Genomic DNA, 17,999 nt, shown 5'->3' with positions numbered 1-17,999 from the left:
CGGGCGGGGAGGTCCCGCCCACCACGCTTTTTATCCGCGTCAGGTGATCGCGATCGGACAGCCATTGCTGCCGGTAGCGCCTTTGATCGGCGATGGCGTGAAGCAGTAGACGAACTGGTACTTCTTGTCGGCAATCAACTCGTCAAAGATCAGGTTCTCGTGGTTGAGGATGCCGTGCTTGGTCTGCAATTCGGCGTGAACCACGAAGGCGAGCGACTTGTCCGGATTGGGCACCACTTCGACCGCCCAGGTGTCAGCCGCAGTCAGCGCGAGATCCTTCTCGATGATCCACTTCGCGGCATCGAGGCCGATTCCAGGCTCGCCGCTATTGTAGCGATCATTGTTCTTCATCCACAGGGAGCCCCAGCCGGTGTGGAACATGATCGCATCGCCTGGCTTGATGTCGCTCTCCGCGATGCTTTGCTTCGCAAGCGCCGCCTTGATATCGGCCGAGGTGATCTCTTGGCCCGCGTCCATCATGCCGCCCTTCAGCGCGACCATATCGATCAGGTGGGCGCGTGTGAACAGCGGCTTGAGCTTCTCGGCGCCAAGCTTCTTCAGGCCGTAGGCGTCGCCAATCTCTGCGGCGCTGAAGCCGTTGTAGAAGCGCATCTCGCTCTTGTCGCCGTCCTTGCCCAGCTGGATACCGATATGGCCGAGCCCGTCGAATTGTGTACCGGTCTGGCCGATTTCGGTGGCGAGAAACTCGTCGTGATAGACGAGCTTGTTGTCGCCGAACGGGCCGCCAGTCGGCCCGCCGGGAATGCGCAATGAGAATGCGCGGGCGCCGAACAACGGCATGCCTTGCTCGTAGACGCGGCCGATCTTGTAGATCTTGCCATCCTTGATCCACTTCACGGCATCGAGAACCTTCGCCGGGGTGATGTGGTTCGACGCGCCCGCCTCGTCGTCTTTGCCCCATTTTGAGGGCCACCAAGGCTTGTCCACGCCCTTTGGCATCGCCGCGGTTTGAGCCTGCGCCGCGGTAATCGGTGCGAGTGAGAACTTGCCGTGCATCGCACCTGCGAATGCCGCCCCAGCCGCACCGGCAATGCCTGCCGTGCGGAGCAAGGTCCGCCGATCGGTCGCGGCACCGCCCTTCTCTTCATCGCCTTTGGTATCGTCCATCGTTTCCTCCCGGGGTTTGCCCGCTGAGATCGGGCTTAAGATCCTGTTTTCGGAATGCTCGTCCTCCATTAGGCTGTTGTCCAGCGACAAAAATAAGACCAGGGTTGAGGATCGCCGATGAGCCTGTTCGAGAGCGACAAATCCGCCGAGCGGACTCCGGTGTCACTGATCACCGGCTTTCTTGGCAGCGGCAAGACGACACTGCTCAACCGCCTGCTGCGCCATGACGCGATGAAGGACAGCGCCGTCGTCATCAACGAATATGGCGAGGTCAGCCTCGACCACCTCCTCGTGGAACGCGTCGACGGCGAAGTCGCCGTGCTTGCGAGTGGTTGTATTTGCTGCACTATTCGCAGCGATCTGGAAGACACCCTGCGCGCGCTGCTGGTGCGCCGCGATCGTGGCGAGGTACCGCCGTTCCGCAGGATTTTGGTCGAGACAACGGGGTTGGCTGACCCCGCTCCCATTGCTCAGCTGCTGCTGAACAACCCTTTGGTCTCGCATTTTCTGCGGCTAGACACCGTGGTGACGACCGTCGACGCAGTCAATGCAGCGCGGCAGCTCGACCGCCAATACGAGGCGGTGAAGCAGGTCGCGCTCGCCGACCGGCTGCTGATCACCAAACGCGATTTGGTCAAGGACACTGACACATTGGACTTGCGGCTTCGTCGGCTCAATCCTGGCGCCAGGATCGAGAGCGTGGTGCATGGCGAGGTCGATCCGGCCCAACTGTTCGGCGCTGCCCTCATTGACCCCGAAAAGAAGACAGCCGATATCGAGCGCTGGCTCAACGAACAGGCGTTCGCCGACGTCGCCAAGGCGGCGCATGAGCGCGCCCATCATCACGGTGACGGTCATGCCCATCACGAGCATCACAGCCACGATGCATCGATCCTTAGCTTCATGATCGCATTCGACGATCCCCTTGACTGGATGGCCGTATCGCGCTGGCTCGCGCATCTGCGCGCCACCCGGGGAGAGGACCTCTTGCGGGTCAAGGGCATCTTGAATCTTCGCGATGAAGCGACACCGATCGCGGTCCATGGCGTCCACCACGTCTTCCATCCGCCGGTGGCGCTTGCAAAATGGCCCGATGCCGACCGCCGTTCGCGCATCGTGTTCATCACCCGTGGCATTACGCGCCACGAGGTGCTTGACCTCTGGCAGGAGGCCCACGCGGGCGCCTGAGTTCCGCAAAGACCGCTCGCGAAGCTTTTTGAAGGGGCGACGCTTCTCCCGGACGCGCCTCAGACGCGGGCGTCTGACGGGGCCCGCTGCCGCAGCATGCGGGCACAGACGAGGCCCAGCACCACCATGATCGCGGCGCTTGCGAGCAACGTCGGCACCTTGCCGCCATGCTGGAGCCCGAAGCCATAGGCGAGCGGTCCCACCGTCTGCCCCATGAAGAAGAAGAACGAATGCAGCGACATCGCTGTCGCGCGCGCACCGATCGACAGCTCGCTGGCGAACACCTGCAGGCAGCCATGGATCATGTAGAAGCCCCAGCCCATCGCCAGCATGCTGACGAATTGCAGCTTCCAGCCGGGACCGAAGGCGAGCGCGCCGAGCTGCAACGCCACGAGGCTCGCGCCCGCGATCATCATGCCCTTGACGCCGAGCCGCGGCAGCATGCGCGAGACGGTGAGCGTGTAGAGCAACCCGCCGACCGCAAATCCCGCGATCACGATGCCCGCGATCGAGAGGGATTTCTCGCCGAGCTCGAACAGGAACGCGGCGATGAAGGGAAACAAGCCGAACACGCAGCAGCCTTCGACGAACACGGCCGAATAGCTGTAGCGCGTGTTGGGATTGGAGAAGATCGTGCGGTAGCCCTGCCGCAACGTCCTGAAATCCGTCTTCGGCGGCGCCGTCAGCGCGGCCCCGCGAAATCCTGCCGCAACCGCCACGGCCGCGATCAGCCCGAGCGCGCCGAGGATCACCAGCACGCCGCGCCAGCCGATGAAATCGCCGATGATTCCGCTGGCGGACGAGCCGAGCAGATTGCCGGTCATCGAGCCCGCCATCGTGCGCCCGATCGCAACCTGCCGCTTGGCCGGCGCAACGAGATCGGCGGTGAGGCCGAGCGCGACAGGAAACACGCCGCCTGCGGCGATGCCGGCCAGGATGCGGCTTGCGAACAATCCGGAGAAGGAGGTGGCGAGCGCGCCGAGGATGCAGGCAACGCCCAGCAGCGCCAGGCACGCCGTCATCAATCGCGCCTTGCCGAACAGATCGGCCGCCGCTCCGATCGCCGGCTGAACCAGCGCGTAGATCAAGGCAAAGCCGGCCGCGATGCTGGCGGCCGTCGTGATGCTGATCGCGAAATCATCCGCGACATGCGGCAGGACGGGATCGAGCGCGCGCGTCGACAGTGCGGCCGAGAAGCCGGCGAGCGCAATGATGTTGATCGCGGGCGGAAATTTCTGGTCGGACGACGGCCTGGTCACAGGCTGGTGCATCAGCGCATGGTGCTCTTTGACGTCGTCTTGGCCAGCGCATCGAACGCCATCAATCGCGCGACCAGCCCTCGAACTCGCGCAGCGGCACCATGTTGGGGCCGTCCGATGGCGCGCGATCGGGATCAGGATGGGTCTCGATGAAGACGCCGGCAACGCCGACCGCGACAGCTGCACGCGCCAGCACCGGCACGAATTCGCGCTCACCGCCCGAGGACGTCCCCTTCCCGCCTGGCTGCTGCACCGAATGGGTGGCGTCGAAGATGACGGGCGCGCCGGTGCTGCGCGCAAGGATCGGCAGCGCGCGCATGTCGGACACGAGCGTGTTGTAGCCGAATGAGGCGCCGCGCTCGGTGACGAGCACGTTCGGATTGTTCGCGCTGGTGATCTTGGTCACGACGTTGGCCATGTCCCAGGGCGCCAGGAACTGGCCCTTCTTGACATTGACGACCTTGCCGGTCGCAGCCGCCGCCAGCAGCAGATCGGTCTGCCGGCACAGGAAGGCCGGAATTTGCAGGATGTCCACCGCCTGCGCCACCTCGGCGCATTGCGTGGCGTCGTGCACGTCGGTCAGCACGGGCAAGCCGAGCGAGGATCGGATCTCCGCGAAGATCGGCAGCGACTGCGCAAGACCCAGCCCGCGCGCCGCCGCCGCGCTGGTGCGGTTGGCCTTGTCGAACGAGGTCTTGTAGACGAGGCCGATGTTCAGCCGCGCCGCGATCTCCTTCAGCGCGGAGGCGACCTCCAGCGCATGCTCGCGGCTCTCCAGCTGGCAGGGCCCAGCAATGACCGAGATCGGCAGATCATTGCCGAATTTGACCCTGCCGACGGTGACGACCGGCGCTGCTGACGTCGAAGAGCTCAAGGCAAATCCCTCGTTTCGGCGCGACCATAGCCGCCATGAGGGTCGGATCAACCCCTCTTCCGCCCGGGCGGTCCGAATATCAGGGTTGCGCCAGGGTCCCCCCAGCCGCGCTGGCGTTGGCTATTTCACCGCCGAGAAAGCGGTCGGCGCCAGGATCTGGCTGACGATATTGGCAACGATCTGCCCGTCGGATTCGCTCTCGGCGCGGGCCTTCATCCAGTCCGGATCGGTCATGAACGCGGCCCACTTCTTCTCGCGCTCGGCGAGGGAGTCCCAAGCGAGGAAATAGGTCAGCTCCTGGTTGGATTCACCGATCACGGTCGTGAAGAACCCCGCCTGCTTGATGCCGTGCTTCTCCCAGATCTTCAGCGTGGCAGCCTCGAACCGCTTGAGCAATGCCGGCAGGCGGCCGGGCAGGCAGCGATAGACGCGCATTTCGTAGATCATTCATGGTCCTCCCTGACAGGAGCGGCGGTTATACCCGCTGGCCACAACTCTGTCTTGAGCCTCGCCCGGGCGCCCCTCATGGCGTTTCGTGCATAGCTCGATAGCAGGGGGCCGACGCTCTTGATAATGTACGCTCGGTCCTGGCGTATCAGCCGCCGACGGCCCGAGAGCAATCGGCGAAACGACCGAAGCGATCAAAGGAGGCAGAGGCAATGACCTATTTTGATCTCGGACCGTACAGCCGCAAAATCACCACGACTTCGCCTGATGCGCAGCTCTGGTTTGACCGAGGGCTCAATTGGGTGTTCGGATTCAACCACGGCGAGGCGATCAAATGTTTTCGCAAGGCGCTCGAGTTCGATAACAGCGGCGCCATGGCGCACTGGGGCATCGGCTACGCCGCGGGTCCCAACTACAACCTGCCCTGGGTCCGCTATGACGCACAAGGCCGTCAATTGGCGCTCGCTGCATCATACGATGCGACGCAGGACGCGCTCGCGCAGGCGGACAAGGCGAGCCCGGTCGAGCAAGCCCTGATCCGCGCCCTGTCTGCGCGCTATCCGCAGCGTGAAGCGATCGAGGACATGGCGCCGTGGGACAAGGCCTTCACGCGAGAGATGCGAAAGGTCTTCGCCACGTATCCCGACGATCTCGAGGTCCGAGCCATCTTTGCCGAATCGATCATGAACGAGACGCCGTGGCTGATGTGGGACCTTGAGTCTGGAGAACCCACCAAGGGCGCCGGCACCGAGGAATGCAGGGCCGTGCTCGAACAAGCTTTCGATCGATGGCCGGCTGCGTGGAATCATCCGGGACTGCTTCATCTCTACGTCCATCTCATGGAGATGTCGCCCTTCCCGCAACGGGCGATGCGGGCTAGCGACCGGCTGCGCGCGATCGTCCCCGATAGCGGCCATCTGATCCACATGCCGACGCATCTCGACGTGCTGTGCGGGCAATACAACGACGTCCTGCTCTACAATCAGAAGGCGCTGACGACCGACCGCAGGTTCCTCGCTTATTCGGACGATCCGGGTGTCTACCTGGTCTATGTCATCCACAACTTCCACTTTGCCATCTACGGCGCGATGTTCCTGGGTCAATACGCCCCCGCTATCGCAGCGGCCGAGGAACTCATTGCCACCGTGCCCGAGCCAGTGCTGCGCATTCAATCGCCCCCCATGGCGGACTTCCTGGAAGGCTATTTGACGATGAAGCAGCACGTTCTCGTGCGTTTCGGCAAATGGCACGACATCATTGCCCAACAGCTGCCGGAGGATCGCGAGCTATACTGCTCGGTGACGGCGATGATCCACTACGCCAAGGCGGTGGCTCATTCGGCGCTTGGCCACGTCGCCGACGCCGAAACTGAGAAAGCGTTGTTCGCACAGGCGAAGACGCGCGTGCCGGAGAGCCGGCTCGTGCACAACAACAATGTCGTCGCCCTGCTCGGCGTGGCCGAAGCCATGTTGAATGGCGAACTGGAATATCGCAAAGCCAACTACGACTTTGCATTCGCTGAGCTGCGTAGATCCGTCGCGCTCAGCGACGCCCTGCCCTATGACGAGCCGTGGGGATGGATGCAGCCACCGCGTCACGCACTCGGCGCGCTGCTCCTGGAACAGGGACGGATCGAGGAAGCCGAGGCGGTGTACCGTTCCGATCTCGGCCTCGATGGAAAGCTGAGCCGAGCCTGCCAGCATCCCGACAATCTGTGGTCGCTTCACGGCTTGCACGAATGTCTCATGCGGCGTGGCGACAAGACCGAAAGGCCGCTGATCAAGCAGCGACTTGACCTCGCCCAGTCGCGGGCGGAGGTGCCGATCAAGGCATCTTGCTTCTGCCGCAGGATGGACATCGCGGCCGCGTAGCCGGACGTGCGAGCAAGACTTCGTCAGGGAAGACCGAGCCGGCTACACCAGCCGGCTCTGCACCATCGCCGCCTGAATGAACGAGGCGAACAGCGGATGCGGCTCGAACGGCCGCGACTTCAGCTCGGGGTGGAACTGGACGCCGATGAACCAGGGATGATCCTCGTATTCGACGATTTCAGGCAGCACGCCGTCGGGCGAGAGCCCTGAGAATTTCAGGCCGTGCTGCTCGAGGCGGTCCTTGTAGGCGGTGTTGACCTCGTAGCGATGGCGGTGACGCTCGGAGATTTCGGTCGCGCCGCCATAGACCTGCGAGACGCGGCTGCCGCGGTTGAGCGCTGCCGGATAGGCGCCAAGCCGCATCGTGCCGCCGAGGTCGCCCGCCTGCGAGCGCTTCTCGAGCTCGTTGCCGCGCAGCCACTCCGTCATCAGGCCGACCAGGGGCTCCTTGGTCGGGCCGAACTCGGTGGAGTTGGCGTCCTCGATGCCGACCAGGTTTCGCGCGGCCTCGATCACCGCCATCTGCATGCCGAAGCAGATGCCGAAATACGGCACGTCGCGCTCGCGCGCGAACTGCGCCGCCTTGATCTTGCCTTCGGCGCCGCGCTGGCCGAAGCCGCCGGGCACCAGGATGCCGTTGACGTGCTCGAGGAACGGCGCCGGATCTTCCTTCTCGAAGATCTCGCTCTCGATCCAGTCGAGATTGACCTTCACCTTGTTGGCGATGCCGCCATGCGAGAGCGCCTCGATCAGCGACTTATATGCATCCTTCATGCCGGTATACTTGCCGACGATGGCGATGGTGACGTTGCCTTCGGGGTTGCGGATGCGCTCGTTGATCTGCTGCCAGCTGCGCAGCTCCGGCGGAATCCGCGAGGCGATGCCGAAGGCGGCGAGCACTTCGTCGTCGAGGCCCGCATTGTGATAGGCCTCGGGGACCGCATAGATGTTGTCGACGTCGCGCGCCTCGATCACGGCGCTTTCGCGCACGTTGCAGAACAGCCCGAGCTTGCGCCGCTCCTCCTTCGGGATCTCGCGGTCGGTGCGGCAGAGCAGGATGTCCGGCTGGATGCCGATGGAGCGCAGCTCCTTCACCGAGTGCTGCGTCGGCTTCGTCTTCAATTCGCCGGCGCTCGGAATATAGGGCAGCAGCGTCAGATGGATGTAGACGGCATGGTCGCGCGGCAGCTCGTTCTTGAGCTGGCGGATCGCCTCGAAGAACGGCAGGCCCTCGATGTCGCCGACGGTGCCGCCGATCTCGACCAGCACGAAGTCGTAATCGTCATTGCCGTCGAGAACGAATTCCTTGATGGCGTTGGTGACGTGCGGAACCACCTGGATGGTCGCGCCGAGATAATCGCCGCGGCGCTCCTTCGAGATGATGTCCTGGTAGATGCGTCCCGTGGTGATGTTGTCGGCCTTGGTCGCCGGCCGGCCGGTGAAGCGCTCGTAGTGACCGAGATCGAGATCGGTCTCCGCGCCGTCATCGGTCACGAACACTTCGCCGTGCTGATACGGCGACATCGTTCCGGGATCGAGGTTGAGGTAGGGGTCGAGCTTGCGGAGGCGGACCTTGTAGCCCCGGGCCTGCAGCAGGGCACCCAGTGCCGCCGAAGCCAAACCCTTGCCGAGCGAAGAAACCACGCCGCCGGTGATGAATATGTACCGCGCCATGGGACTTAACCTCTAATCCCTCGAATTCGATTCGCCAAAGCGATTCGTATTCCGCCCCAAAGATTTTGCGGGCCTGTGGGTGATCCAGAACTGAGAGTGGTGACAGTGCCTTGATGGGGATTGTTGATGCAGGACGGTAGCCATCGCCCTGCATGGCCCCCCTGCTTTATTGCGAGCGTGGCACCTGAGGACCGGTCGGAGCCGGTGCTTGCTGCTGCTCGTCGGCCTTCTTCAGCGAATCCAGGATGCCGCCCGAGGTCGGCGGCGCGATCGGCGATCCGCCGGCCGGCTGGGTCTGCGCGGGCTGGCCGATGATCGATGACGGCTTGCGGTCGTAACCGGCATACCAGGACAGGAACAGGCTGGTGAGAAAGAAGCCGACGGCGAGGATCGCCGTGGTCCGAGTCAGCAGGTTCGCCGTGCCGCGGCTGGACATGAAGCCCGCGCCGCCGCCCATGCCGAGCCCGCCGCCTTCCGACTTCTGGAGCAGGACGGCACCGATCATGACGGCGACGATCATGAGGTGGATGACGATGACAACGGTCTGCATGATATCCTTCCGTCACAAGCGGGCGGCGCCTGACGGCGGCCGATCGCGCTTCGCGGGTTTTCCTGAAGTTGCGCGGTGTTACACGATCGGACGTGGCAATGCCACCCCCGATCGGGCCCGGACCCACGGTTCGGGTTGGCAGCGCTTAGTTAGGACAGCCCTTGGCAATGGCAAGGAAATCGGCCGCTTTCAGGCTGGCGCCGCCGACCAGGGCACCGTTGACGTTTTTCACCGCCATCAGCTCGGCTGCGTTCGAGGGCTTGACCGAGCCGCCATAGAGAATCCGCATCCTGGCCCCCTCGCCCTTGAACCTGGAGATCAGGAACTCCCGGATAAAGCCATGAATCTGCTCGACATCCTGGGCCGTGGGGGTCAGGCCCGTGCCGATCGCCCAGACCGGCTCATAGGCCACGACCAGATTGGCCGCCGTCGAGCCATCCGGCAGCGAGGCGTCGAGCTGCCCGCGCAGGACGTCGAGGGTCTGGCCCGCATCGCGTTGGCCCTGCGTTTCGCCGATGCAGACGATCGCAATGGCCCCGGCGCGCCAGGCCGCCTCGGCCTTCTGCCGGATCAGCGCATCGCCCTCGCCGTGGTCGGCGCGGCGCTCGGAATGCCCGACAATAACGGCCGTTGCGCCTGCATCCACGAGCATTTCGGCAGCGATATCGCCGGTATGGGCGCCGGAGGCCTTGGGATGGCAGTCCTGGGCCCCGACCGCAACCTTCTTGCCGCGCGCCTTCTCGGCAAACGCCACAATCAGGGTCGCCGGCGGGCAGACCAGCAGGTCGGCCTTGCCAGCCACGTCTGCCGCGCCGTTGAGCATGGCGTCGAATTCGACAGCCTGGGCCTTCAGGCCGTTCATTTTCCAGTTGCCGGCGATCAGCGGTCGGATGGCGTCGGTCATGTCAGTTTCCAGCGATACGGGGTTTGTCCATGCGCTAGCAGAGGACCTGCCGCAGTTCCAGATTCTTGTTTTGACGCGTTTTCGTGGCGCGAACCGGGCTCCGCTTCGCTTGAAAACGCTTTGGGACTCTTAACCGCAGCTTCTCGCCGTCGCATGAGGCGAGGTTGCGGGGGGAAAGCCGCCACTTTATGATGATCTATCAATTTGGTGACGCGCTTTTGCGGAATCTGCATTAAGACGCGCTCCGTTCCCCTCCTGACCAAACAAGTTGGACCAAATGCTCCGAGGAATGCGTAAGGCCTCATCGAACTGGCTCGGCAAGACCATTATGGCCGTGGTGATGGGCGTGTTGATCGTCAGTTTCGGCATTTGGGGCATCGCCGACATCTTCAAGGGCTTCGGGCAGTCCACGGTGGCCAAGATCGGCCGCACCGAGATTTCGCTCAACGAGTTCCGTCAGATCTACACCGACCGCCTGCAGCAGATCAGCCGCCAGTTCGGCCGTCCGCTGACGCCCGACCAGGCGCGCGCCTTCGGCCTGGATCGCCAAGTGTTGCAGCAGACCATTGCCGAGGCCGCCCTCGACGAAGAGGCGCGCCGGCTCGGACTTGGCCAGTCCGACGAGCAGATCCGCCAGCTCATCATGAACGATCCCAACTTCAAGGGCGTCGGCGGCAATTTCGACGCGAACCGCTTCCAGGCCTTGATCCGCAACTTCGGCTACACCGAACAGCGCTATGTCGCCGAGCAGCGCAAGGTGTCGCTGCGCCGGCAGATCACCGGCACGGTCGGTGCCGGCCTCGAGCCGCCCAAGGCCATGATCGACGTGCTGACGCGGTTCCAGAACGAGCAGCGCGCCATTGAATTCGCCAAGCTCGATGCTGCGCAGGCCGGCACCATCGAGGCGCCCTCGCCCGAAGCCCTCGCGACCTATTTCGAGGACCACAAGGTCCAGTTCCGCGCGCCCGAATATCGCAAGATCGCCTTCGTCGTGATCTCGCCGGAAGAAATCGGCAAATGGACCGAGGTCTCCGATGAGGATGCCAAGAAGATGTTCGAGCAGCGCAAGGACCGGCTCGGCACGCCGGAGAAGCGCCAGATCCACCACATCGTGTTTCCCAACGAGGCCGAGGCCAAGGCGGCACGCGAGCGCCTCGCCGGCGGCATGTCGTTCGAGGACCTCGGCAAGGAGCGCGGGCTGAGCGCTTCCGACGTCGATCTTGGACTGGTGGCCAAGTCGGCGCTCGATCCTGCGGTCGGGACTGCTGCCTTCGCGCTTCCGGCCGGTGAGATCAGCCAGCCGATTCAGGGCGCCCTCGGCACCTCGATCGTCAAGGTCGACAAGATCGAGCCGGGCGTGGAAGCCGATTACGCCAAGCTCGCCGGCGACATCAAGCGCGAGATCGCGACTGAGCGCGCGCGGCTCAAGGTCGCCGATCTCCGCGACAAGATGGAAGACGAGCGCGGCGGCGGCTCCAGCGTCATCGACGCGGCGCAGAAGCTCGGCCTCACTGCCGTGACCATCGAAGCCGTCGACCGCTCCGGCCGCGCCCCGAACGGCCAGCCGATCGCCAACATCCCGCAAGGCCTCGACGTGGTGTCGCAGGCCTTCAACACCGACGTCGGCGTCGACAACGACGCGATCTCGTTCAAGGGTGGTTATGTCTGGTACGACGTGCTCGCCATCACGCCCTCGCGCGACCGCAATCTCGACGAGGTCCGCGACCAGGTCGAGGCGCGCTGGCGCCAGGACCAGATCGCGACCAAGCTGAAGGCCAAGGCGACCGAGATGGTGCAGAAGCTCGAATCGGGCGGCAAGCTCGCCGACGAGGCGGCCGCGGTTGGCACCAAGGTCGAGACCGCGACCGGCTTCAAGCGCGACGACTCGCCCGCCGGCGTGCCCGGCACCGTCGTGGCGGCGGCCTTCCGCACCGCCAAGGATGGCATCGGACAGACGGCCGTGAGCGGCGGCAGCGAGATGATCGTCTTTCGCGTCACCGAGATCATCGATCCCGCGGTCGACTTTGCCTCGGACGCGGTCAAGAAGCTGAAGGAGAGCCTCGAGCGCGCCCAGACCGAGGAGCAGGTCGCTTCCTACGTCAACAAGCTTGAAACCGACATCGGGACCACCATTAATCAGGCCGCCTTCGCGCAGGTGACCGGCGCGAACCAGTGAGTTGAAAGCACGCGATGGACGACCTGAAATCTATCATTGGAAAAGTGGCGACCGGCGCCAGCCTGTCGCGTGACGAAGCCGCTTCCGCCTTCGATGCCATGATGAGCGGCGAGGCCACGCCCTCGCAGATGGGCGGGCTTCTGATGGCGCTACGGGTGCGCGGCGAGACCGTGGACGAGATCACCGGCGCGGTCGCGGCGATGCGCTCGAAGATGCTGACCGTGCAGGCGCCGCCCGAGGCGGTCGACATCGTCGGCACAGGCGGCGACGGCTCCGGCTCGGTCAACGTCTCGACCTGCGCGTCCTTCATCGTCTCGGGCGCCGGCGTGCCGGTGGCCAAGCACGGCAACCGCGCGCTGTCGTCGCGCTCGGGCGCCGCCGACGTGCTGGCCTCGCTCGGGGTGAAGATCGATCTCAAGCCGGGGCAGGTCGGCCGCTGCGTGCGCGAATGCGGCATCGGCTTCATGTTCGCCCCCGCCCACCATCCCGCCATGAAGAACGTCGGCCCGACCCGCGTCGAGCTTGCCACGCGTACGATCTTCAACCTGCTCGGCCCCCTGTCCAACCCGGCCGGCGTGAAGCGGCAGATGGTCGGCGTGTTCTCACGGCAATGGGTGCAGCCGCTGGCGCAGGTGCTCAAGAACCTCGGCTCCGACTCCGCCTGGGTGGTGCACGGCTCCGACGGTCTCGACGAGATCACCCTCACCGGCCCGACCTTCGTCTCCGCGCTCCACAACGGCGAAATCCGGAATTTCGAGGTGACGCCGGAGGAAGCCGGGCTTCCGCGTTGCGAGGCCGGTGCGCTCAAAGGCGGTGACGCCGACGCCAATGCGATCGCGTTGCAGAGCGTGCTCGACGGCAAGCAGAGCCCCTATCGCGACGTGGCGCTGATCAACGCCGCCGCCGCGCTGGTCGTGGCCGGCCGCGCCAAGGACCTCAAGGAAGGCGTCGCGATCGGCGTCCGCTCGATCGACAGCGGCGCGGCCAACGCGAAGCTGAAGCACCTGGTCGCGGTCTCCAACAGCTGAACTCCCGCATGTCTGACATCCTGACCAAGATCGAGACCTACAAGCGCGAGGAGATCGCGGCGGCGAAGCGCGCGCGTCCGCTCTCCACGGTCGAGGCGCAAGCCAAGGCCGCCTCCGAGCCGCGCGGTTTCCTGCGCGCGATCAAGGCCAAGCACGCCAAGGGCGGCTACGCGCTGATCGCCGAGATCAAGAAGGCCTCGCCCTCCAAGGGACTCATTCGCGCCGATTTCGACCCGCCGGCACTCGCAAAGGCCTACGAGGCGGGCGGCGCAGCCTGCCTGTCGGTGTTGACCGACACGCCCTCGTTCCAGGGCCATCTCGACTTCATGGTGGCCGCGCGCGAAGCAACCTCGCTCCCCGTGCTGCGCAAGGATTTCTTGTTCGATCCCTACCAGGTGGTCGAGGCGCGCGCACACGGCGCCGACTGCATCCTGATCATCATGGCGGCGCTCGATGACGCCGCCGCCAGGGAGCTCGAGGACGCCGCCATCGCCCATGGCATGGACGTCTTGATCGAGATCCACGACCGTACCGAGCTCGACCGGGCGCTGAAGTTGCGGTCGCCGATGATCGGGGTCAACAACCGCAATTTGCGTACCTTCGAGACCACGCTGGCGACCAGCGAGGCGCTGGCGCCGCTGATCCCCGCGGATCGGCTGATGGTCGGCGAGAGCGGCATCTTCACGCAAGAAGACCTCGCCCGGCTGGAGCGCGTCGGCATGTCGACCTTCCTGGTCGGCGAAAGCCTGATGCGGCAGGCCGACGTCACGGCGGCAACACGCGCGCTGCTCGCGCGCGAGGCGACGGCGCGCGCGGCGGGCACGCGCTGAGATGGCGCGCAAGCCAGCAAAGACCAGGTCAGCCAAGACGAAGCAGGCCAAAGCCAAGGCCGGCCCCGCCCTCACCCATATCGGCGCCTCCGGCGAGGCGCGGATGGTCGACGTCTCGGACAAGCCCGCGACGGAGCGGCTTGCGGTCGCCGAGGGACGCGTCGTCATGACCAAGACGACGCTCGATCTGATCGTGTCCGGCAACGCCAAGAAAGGCGACGTGCTCGGCACCGCGCGCATCGCCGGCATCATGGCCGCCAAGCGCACCTCGGAGCTGATCCCGCTCTGTCATCCGCTCGCGCTGTCGAAGGTCATTGTCGACATTGAGCCTGACGCAAAGCTGCCGGGCTGCGTGGTGCGGGCCAGCGTGAAGGTGACGGGACCGACCGGCGTCGAGATGGAGGCGCTCACGGCGGTATCGGTCGCCTGCCTCACCATCTACGACATGATCAAGGCAGTCGAGCGCGGCGTTCGCATCGAGGGCATCCATCTCGTCGAGAAGCTCGGCGGCAAATCCGGCCATTACCGCGTCTGAAGCGGGCTTGCGTTGACGCGCCGCTTTCGCGCCGCGCGCATGGATTGCTTTTGCGCGCGACCGTTCACGTTTCGTTAACCGCGCTTCCTAACTTAACCTCCACACCGTCCCCGTAAACCAACGGGTGTTCTCAGGCTCATGAATTGATCCTGACGTGTGCGCGGCAACGATCCAGCATGAAGATGAAATTCGGCAGTCGTCTCTTTGACCAGGTCTTCGTGCGCAGCGGACCGATCCGCTGGCTGGTGGTGGGCGGCACGCTGCTGATCGCGGCCATCGCCATAGGCTCGGTGCTGATGGCGCAGAACTTCCGCGAGCGGGCGCTGCGCAATTCCAGCCGCGAGCTGGAAAACACCGTGCTGCTGCTCGCTCATCATTTCGATCAGCAATTGCAGGACTTCGCGGTCATCCAGAAGGATTTCGTCGATCACGTCCGCACCACCGGAATTGCGACCGGAGAGGACTATCGCAAGCGCCTCTCCGGCGAGGACGTGCACCGGATGCTGCGGTCGAAGATCGAGGCGCTGCCTTATATGGGCGGCGTCAACATCATCGATGCCGAAGGCAATCTGATCAATTCGTCGACGGCATGGCCGGCCCCAAAGGTGAATGTTGCCGATCGCGCCTACTTCCGCACCTTCAAGTACGATCCCTATGCGCCTGATGTCCTGATCGAGCCGCTGCACAGCCGCATCTCCGGCGCATGGACCATTCTGGTGGCGCGGAGGGTCGTCGGACCACGCGGCGAGTTCCTCGGTATGGTCGGACGCGGCATCGAGCCCGCCAATTTCGAAAAATTCTTCGCCTCCGTCGTGCTCGGCGAAGGCGCGACGATCTCGATGCTGCATCGCGACGGCACGCTGCTCGCCCGTTATCCGCATTCCGGCGAATTGATGGGACGAAACTTCAAGACCGGTCTTTTCGAGCATCAGAGGGTGTTCGGCCTCGATCATTTCGCCGGCCGCGTCAACAGCCCCATCGATGGTGAGGACCGGCTGATCTCCTCCCATGCGCTGCCCCACTTCCCGATCCTGATGATGGCCACCACCACGCGCGCGGCGGCCCTGGCGGATTGGCGCGAGCAGATCGGCATTCTGATCTCGGTCGCGGCCTCTTCCGCGCTCGCGATTGCAGGCGTGCTGATTGCCGTCGTGCGCAAGCTGCTGGAGCAGCACCGCCTTTCGCGCGAACGGCTGACGCTGGAAAAGCAGCGGCTGGACCGCGCCGTCAACAACATGACGCAGGGCCTCCTGCTGTTCGACGCCGGGCAGCGGCTCATCGTCTGCAACCAGCGCTACATCGAGATGTACGGTTTGTCGGCCGAGGTCGTGAAGCCCGGCTCAAGCTTCCGCGACATCATCGCCCATCGCAAGGCAACCGGCTCGTTCACCGGCGACGTCGACGCCTACGTCGCGCGCGTCCTGAAGGACATCCATCTCCGCAACTCCATGGTGGTCGATACCGCCGATGGCCGCTCGATCCACATCCTCAACGAACCGCTCGCGGATGGCGGCTGGGTGGTGACCCATGAGGACGTCACGGAGCGCCGTCGCATCGAGGAGCGCATCACCCACCTCGCCCATTACGACGCGCTGACGGACCTGCCCAACCGCGCCATGTTCCACGAGCATCTGCGGCAAGAGCTGGCCGCGGTCGGCGACGGCGAGCAGATCGCGGTCCATTACATCGACATCGACGAGTTCAAGGGCGTCAACGACGCGCTCGGCCATCTCGTCGGCGACGAGCTGTTGAAATCGATCGCGGCGAACCTCCGCCGCTGTGCGGGTCCGGAGGACTTCGTGGCACGACTCGGCGGCGACGAATTTGCCATCGTGCAGGGCGCGGTGACGTCGTTGGATCAGGTCAACGAGCTCGTCGCGCGCGTCTTCGACACCATCCGCACACCTTTCGACTGCATGGGCCATCATCTCACCAGCGACGCCAGCATCGGTATCGCGCTCGCGCCGGAGCACGGCACGGCGCTCGACCAGATCCTGAAGAATGCGGACATGGCCATGTACGCGGCCAAGTCCGCCGGACGCCACACCTACCGCTTCTTCGAGCCGGACATGGACGCCAAGGTCCGCGAACGCCGCCAGCTCGAGGGCGACCTTCGCCACGCCATCGCGCAAGCAGGTCGCGAAGGCGGGCTCGAGGTCTATTACCAGCCCTGCCTCGGCCTGAAGGACGACCGCATCACCGGCTGCGAGGCGTTGGTGCGCTGGCGCCATCCCGAGCGCGGCTGGGTCTCGCCGGCCGATTTCATCCCGATCGCCGAAGACACCGGCCTGATCAACGAGATCGGCGAATGGGTGCTGGCGACCGCCTGCCGGGATGCGGCAAGCTGGCCCGACGACATCCGCCTCGCCGTCAACGTCTCGCCGGTGCAGTTCAAGAGCGGCACGCTGGCGCTGAAGATCATGGCGGCGCTCGCCGCGTCGAACCTGCCGGCGAGCCGGCTCGAGCTCGAGATCACCGAGGCGGTCCTGATCCGCGACGACGATGCCGCGCTCGCGATCCTGCACCAGCTCCGCGCCATCGGCATACGCATCGCACTCGACGATTTCGGCACCGGCTACTCGTCGCTGAGCTATCTGCACCGCTTCCCGTTCGACAAGATCAAGATCGACCGCTGCTTCGTCGACGACATCGCCCGCCCCGACGGCTCCGCCAGCATCGTTCAGGCTGTCGTCAACCTGGCGACCGCCCGCCGCATGACCACGACGGCCGAGGGCGTCGAGACCGAGGAGCAGCAGCGTCTGCTGCGCACGCTCGGCTGCTCCGAGATGCAGGGCTACCTGTTCAGCGCCGCCAAGCCCGCCGGCAAGATGCTGGAGCTGTTCGCGCTGCACCGTAGCCGGCTCGCCCAGCGCGACGGCAGCGAGAGCCGCCGCCGCGAGGTCGGCTAGGTCGGACCTCGGTTGTCGGCGCAACGGCACTCCCAGAAGCTTTCCTCCAGGCAGACGACGCAGGTTTGCTCGAGGCGCTCCTTCAGCGCTTGTCGTGCCCTGTGAAGCCGAACGGTCAGGTTGTTCATGGTCACGCCGAGGTCGGCGGCAACGGATTCCCGCGGCTCGCCGCCGAGATCGATCCTTCGAATGACTTCGGCGTGCTCTGGCTTCAACAAGGACAGATGAACGTGGAGGCACTCGCAGACTGCGGCATTCGCCGCGGCGTCCTGCTCGGCCGGCAGCCGATCGTTGAGCTCATGCGGGAACGGCATCTCCCTCGTCCTGCTCCTTGATGCCTGGCGGTGGAAGTCGGCGATGGTCGTCGCCAGAACCCGGCTCAGCCAGCCTCGAACCGAGTCCGCGTCGCGAATGTCGCCGGACCGCTCCAATGCGCGCAACATGAATAGCTGGAGCACCTCTTCCGCTTCGGCCCGACCGCCAAAGCGTCGCTGCAGATAGCCGCGCAGGCGATCGTAGCTGCCGACGAGCGCGGCACGAACGACCGTGTCCTGCACGTCCGGGGAGCCGGCCGCCTGTACCGGCAGAGTCTCGTTACGCGATTTCATGACCCATCGTCCTTGCAT

Annotated in this window: 14 protein-coding genes and 1 pseudogene; 7 read left to right on the top strand and 8 right to left on the bottom strand. The window is 64.8% G+C overall.

The annotated features are described in order from the left end of the window. Positions 1 to 39: 39 nt before the first annotated feature. Entirely contained in the window at positions 40 to 1,128 is a 1,089-nt protein-coding gene (locus ACNJYD_RS18195; protein WP_439367277.1) for a cyclase family protein, read from the bottom strand. A 117-nt stretch (positions 1,129 to 1,245) separates the two neighbouring features. Here ACNJYD_RS18195 and ACNJYD_RS18190 point away from each other — a divergent pair, with 117 nt between their 5' ends. Next, positions 1,246 to 2,316 (top strand): CobW family GTP-binding protein, encoded by a 1,071-nt coding sequence (locus tag ACNJYD_RS18190; RefSeq protein ID WP_212257204.1) that lies wholly within the window; start codon positions 1,246 to 1,248, stop codon positions 2,314 to 2,316. Positions 2,317 to 2,375: 59 nt separating this feature from the next. Here ACNJYD_RS18190 and ACNJYD_RS18185 read toward each other — a convergent pair whose 3' ends face one another. From ACNJYD_RS18185 to ACNJYD_RS18175, 3 genes and pseudogenes are all read right to left on the bottom strand, one after another. Further along, the gene (locus tag ACNJYD_RS18185; protein ID WP_212257205.1) at positions 2,376 to 3,587 is read right to left on the bottom strand and encodes an MFS transporter; all 1,212 of its coding nucleotides are present in this window, start codon (positions 3,585 to 3,587) and stop codon (positions 2,376 to 2,378) included. Next, positions 3,587 to 4,449: pseudogene (gene kdsA / locus ACNJYD_RS18180) on the bottom strand (3-deoxy-8-phosphooctulonate synthase). The gene ACNJYD_RS18185 and the pseudogene kdsA overlap by 1 nt, the downstream one beginning before the upstream one ends. Before the next feature lie 120 nt (positions 4,450 to 4,569). Then, on the bottom strand, positions 4,570 to 4,896 hold the full coding sequence (locus ACNJYD_RS18175; RefSeq protein WP_212257207.1) for an NIPSNAP family protein: 327 nt from the start codon (positions 4,894 to 4,896) through the stop codon (positions 4,570 to 4,572). 212 nt (positions 4,897 to 5,108) lie between these two features. Here ACNJYD_RS18175 and ACNJYD_RS18170 point away from each other — a divergent pair, with 212 nt between their 5' ends. Further along, positions 5,109 to 6,767, top strand: a complete 1,659-nt coding sequence (locus ACNJYD_RS18170) for a hypothetical protein (protein WP_212257208.1) — start codon at positions 5,109 to 5,111, stop codon at positions 6,765 to 6,767. 42 nt (positions 6,768 to 6,809) lie between these two features. On the opposite strand, the gene ACNJYD_RS18165 is transcribed toward ACNJYD_RS18170, so the two are convergent. The 3 genes from ACNJYD_RS18165 to tpiA all read right to left on the bottom strand — a co-directional run bounded on the left by ACNJYD_RS18165 (position 6,810) and on the right by tpiA (position 9,895). Beyond that, positions 6,810 to 8,441: a CTP synthase gene (locus ACNJYD_RS18165; RefSeq protein WP_212257209.1), complete on the bottom strand. Its 1,632-nt coding sequence runs from the start codon at positions 8,439 to 8,441 to the stop codon at positions 6,810 to 6,812. A gap of 166 nt (positions 8,442 to 8,607) precedes the next feature. Beyond that, on the bottom strand, positions 8,608 to 8,991 hold the full coding sequence (secG, locus tag ACNJYD_RS18160; protein WP_172783619.1) for a preprotein translocase subunit SecG: 384 nt from the start codon (positions 8,989 to 8,991) through the stop codon (positions 8,608 to 8,610). 145 nt (positions 8,992 to 9,136) lie between these two features. Continuing rightward, the gene (tpiA, locus tag ACNJYD_RS18155; RefSeq protein WP_212257210.1) at positions 9,137 to 9,895 is read right to left on the bottom strand and encodes a triose-phosphate isomerase; all 759 of its coding nucleotides are present in this window, start codon (positions 9,893 to 9,895) and stop codon (positions 9,137 to 9,139) included. 277 nt (positions 9,896 to 10,172) lie between these two features. Between tpiA and ACNJYD_RS18150 the strand changes: the two genes are divergently transcribed. The 5 genes from ACNJYD_RS18150 to ACNJYD_RS18130 all read left to right on the top strand — a co-directional run bounded on the left by ACNJYD_RS18150 (position 10,173) and on the right by ACNJYD_RS18130 (position 17,373). After that, positions 10,173 to 12,071, top strand: coding sequence for a SurA N-terminal domain-containing protein (locus ACNJYD_RS18150; protein ID WP_212257211.1), 1,899 nt, complete (start codon positions 10,173 to 10,175; stop codon positions 12,069 to 12,071). Between the two features lie 14 nt (positions 12,072 to 12,085). Then, complete coding sequence (trpD, locus tag ACNJYD_RS18145; protein ID WP_172783616.1) at positions 12,086 to 13,099, top strand: anthranilate phosphoribosyltransferase; 1,014 nt, start codon at positions 12,086 to 12,088, stop codon at positions 13,097 to 13,099. Between the two features lie 8 nt (positions 13,100 to 13,107). Further along, positions 13,108 to 13,929 (top strand): indole-3-glycerol phosphate synthase TrpC, encoded by an 822-nt coding sequence (gene trpC, locus ACNJYD_RS18140; protein WP_212257212.1) that lies wholly within the window; start codon positions 13,108 to 13,110, stop codon positions 13,927 to 13,929. Position 13,930: 1 nt separating this feature from the next. Then, the gene (gene moaC / locus ACNJYD_RS18135; RefSeq protein ID WP_271506510.1) at positions 13,931 to 14,464 is read left to right on the top strand and encodes a cyclic pyranopterin monophosphate synthase MoaC; all 534 of its coding nucleotides are present in this window, start codon (positions 13,931 to 13,933) and stop codon (positions 14,462 to 14,464) included. A gap of 176 nt (positions 14,465 to 14,640) precedes the next feature. Next, positions 14,641 to 17,373 (top strand): bifunctional diguanylate cyclase/phosphodiesterase, encoded by a 2,733-nt coding sequence (locus ACNJYD_RS18130; protein WP_439367272.1) that lies wholly within the window; start codon positions 14,641 to 14,643, stop codon positions 17,371 to 17,373. On the opposite strand, the gene ACNJYD_RS18125 is transcribed toward ACNJYD_RS18130, so the two are convergent. Then, complete coding sequence (locus ACNJYD_RS18125; protein ID WP_439367270.1) at positions 17,370 to 17,981, bottom strand: RNA polymerase sigma factor; 612 nt, start codon at positions 17,979 to 17,981, stop codon at positions 17,370 to 17,372. The genes ACNJYD_RS18130 and ACNJYD_RS18125 overlap by 4 nt on opposite strands. Positions 17,982 to 17,999 lie beyond the last annotated feature (18 nt).

The sequence above is a fragment of the Bradyrhizobium sp. SPXBL-02 genome (assembly GCF_051853065.1).
Taxonomy (GTDB): Bacteria; Pseudomonadota; Alphaproteobacteria; order Rhizobiales; family Xanthobacteraceae; genus Bradyrhizobium.
This window is presented reverse-complemented; position numbering and strand designations above follow the sequence as displayed.

Bases quoted from the DNA above. Each gene is read 5' to 3' on its own strand.
- ACNJYD_RS18195 (WP_439367277.1), bottom strand. From the start codon at position 1,128: ATGGACGATACCAAAGGCGATGAAGAGAAGGGCGGTGCCGCGACCGAT.
- ACNJYD_RS18190 (WP_212257204.1), top strand. From the start codon at position 1,246: ATGAGCCTGTTCGAGAGCGACAAATCCGCCGAGCGGACTCCGGTGTCA.
- ACNJYD_RS18185 (WP_212257205.1), bottom strand. From the start codon at position 3,587: ATGCACCAGCCTGTGACCAGGCCGTCGTCCGACCAGAAATTTCCGCCC.
- ACNJYD_RS18175 (WP_212257207.1), bottom strand. From the start codon at position 4,896: ATGATCTACGAAATGCGCGTCTATCGCTGCCTGCCCGGCCGCCTGCCG.
- ACNJYD_RS18170 (WP_212257208.1), top strand. From the start codon at position 5,109: ATGACCTATTTTGATCTCGGACCGTACAGCCGCAAAATCACCACGACT.
- ACNJYD_RS18165 (WP_212257209.1), bottom strand. From the start codon at position 8,441: ATGGCGCGGTACATATTCATCACCGGCGGCGTGGTTTCTTCGCTCGGC.
- secG (WP_172783619.1), bottom strand. From the start codon at position 8,991: ATGCAGACCGTTGTCATCGTCATCCACCTCATGATCGTCGCCGTCATG.
- tpiA (WP_212257210.1), bottom strand. From the start codon at position 9,895: ATGACCGACGCCATCCGACCGCTGATCGCCGGCAACTGGAAAATGAAC.
- ACNJYD_RS18150 (WP_212257211.1), top strand. From the start codon at position 10,173: ATGCTCCGAGGAATGCGTAAGGCCTCATCGAACTGGCTCGGCAAGACC.
- trpD (WP_172783616.1), top strand. From the start codon at position 12,086: ATGGACGACCTGAAATCTATCATTGGAAAAGTGGCGACCGGCGCCAGC.
- trpC (WP_212257212.1), top strand. From the start codon at position 13,108: ATGTCTGACATCCTGACCAAGATCGAGACCTACAAGCGCGAGGAGATC.
- moaC (WP_271506510.1), top strand. From the start codon at position 13,931: ATGGCGCGCAAGCCAGCAAAGACCAGGTCAGCCAAGACGAAGCAGGCC.
- ACNJYD_RS18130 (WP_439367272.1), top strand. From the start codon at position 14,641: ATGAAGATGAAATTCGGCAGTCGTCTCTTTGACCAGGTCTTCGTGCGC.
- ACNJYD_RS18125 (WP_439367270.1), bottom strand. From the start codon at position 17,981: ATGAAATCGCGTAACGAGACTCTGCCGGTACAGGCGGCCGGCTCCCCG.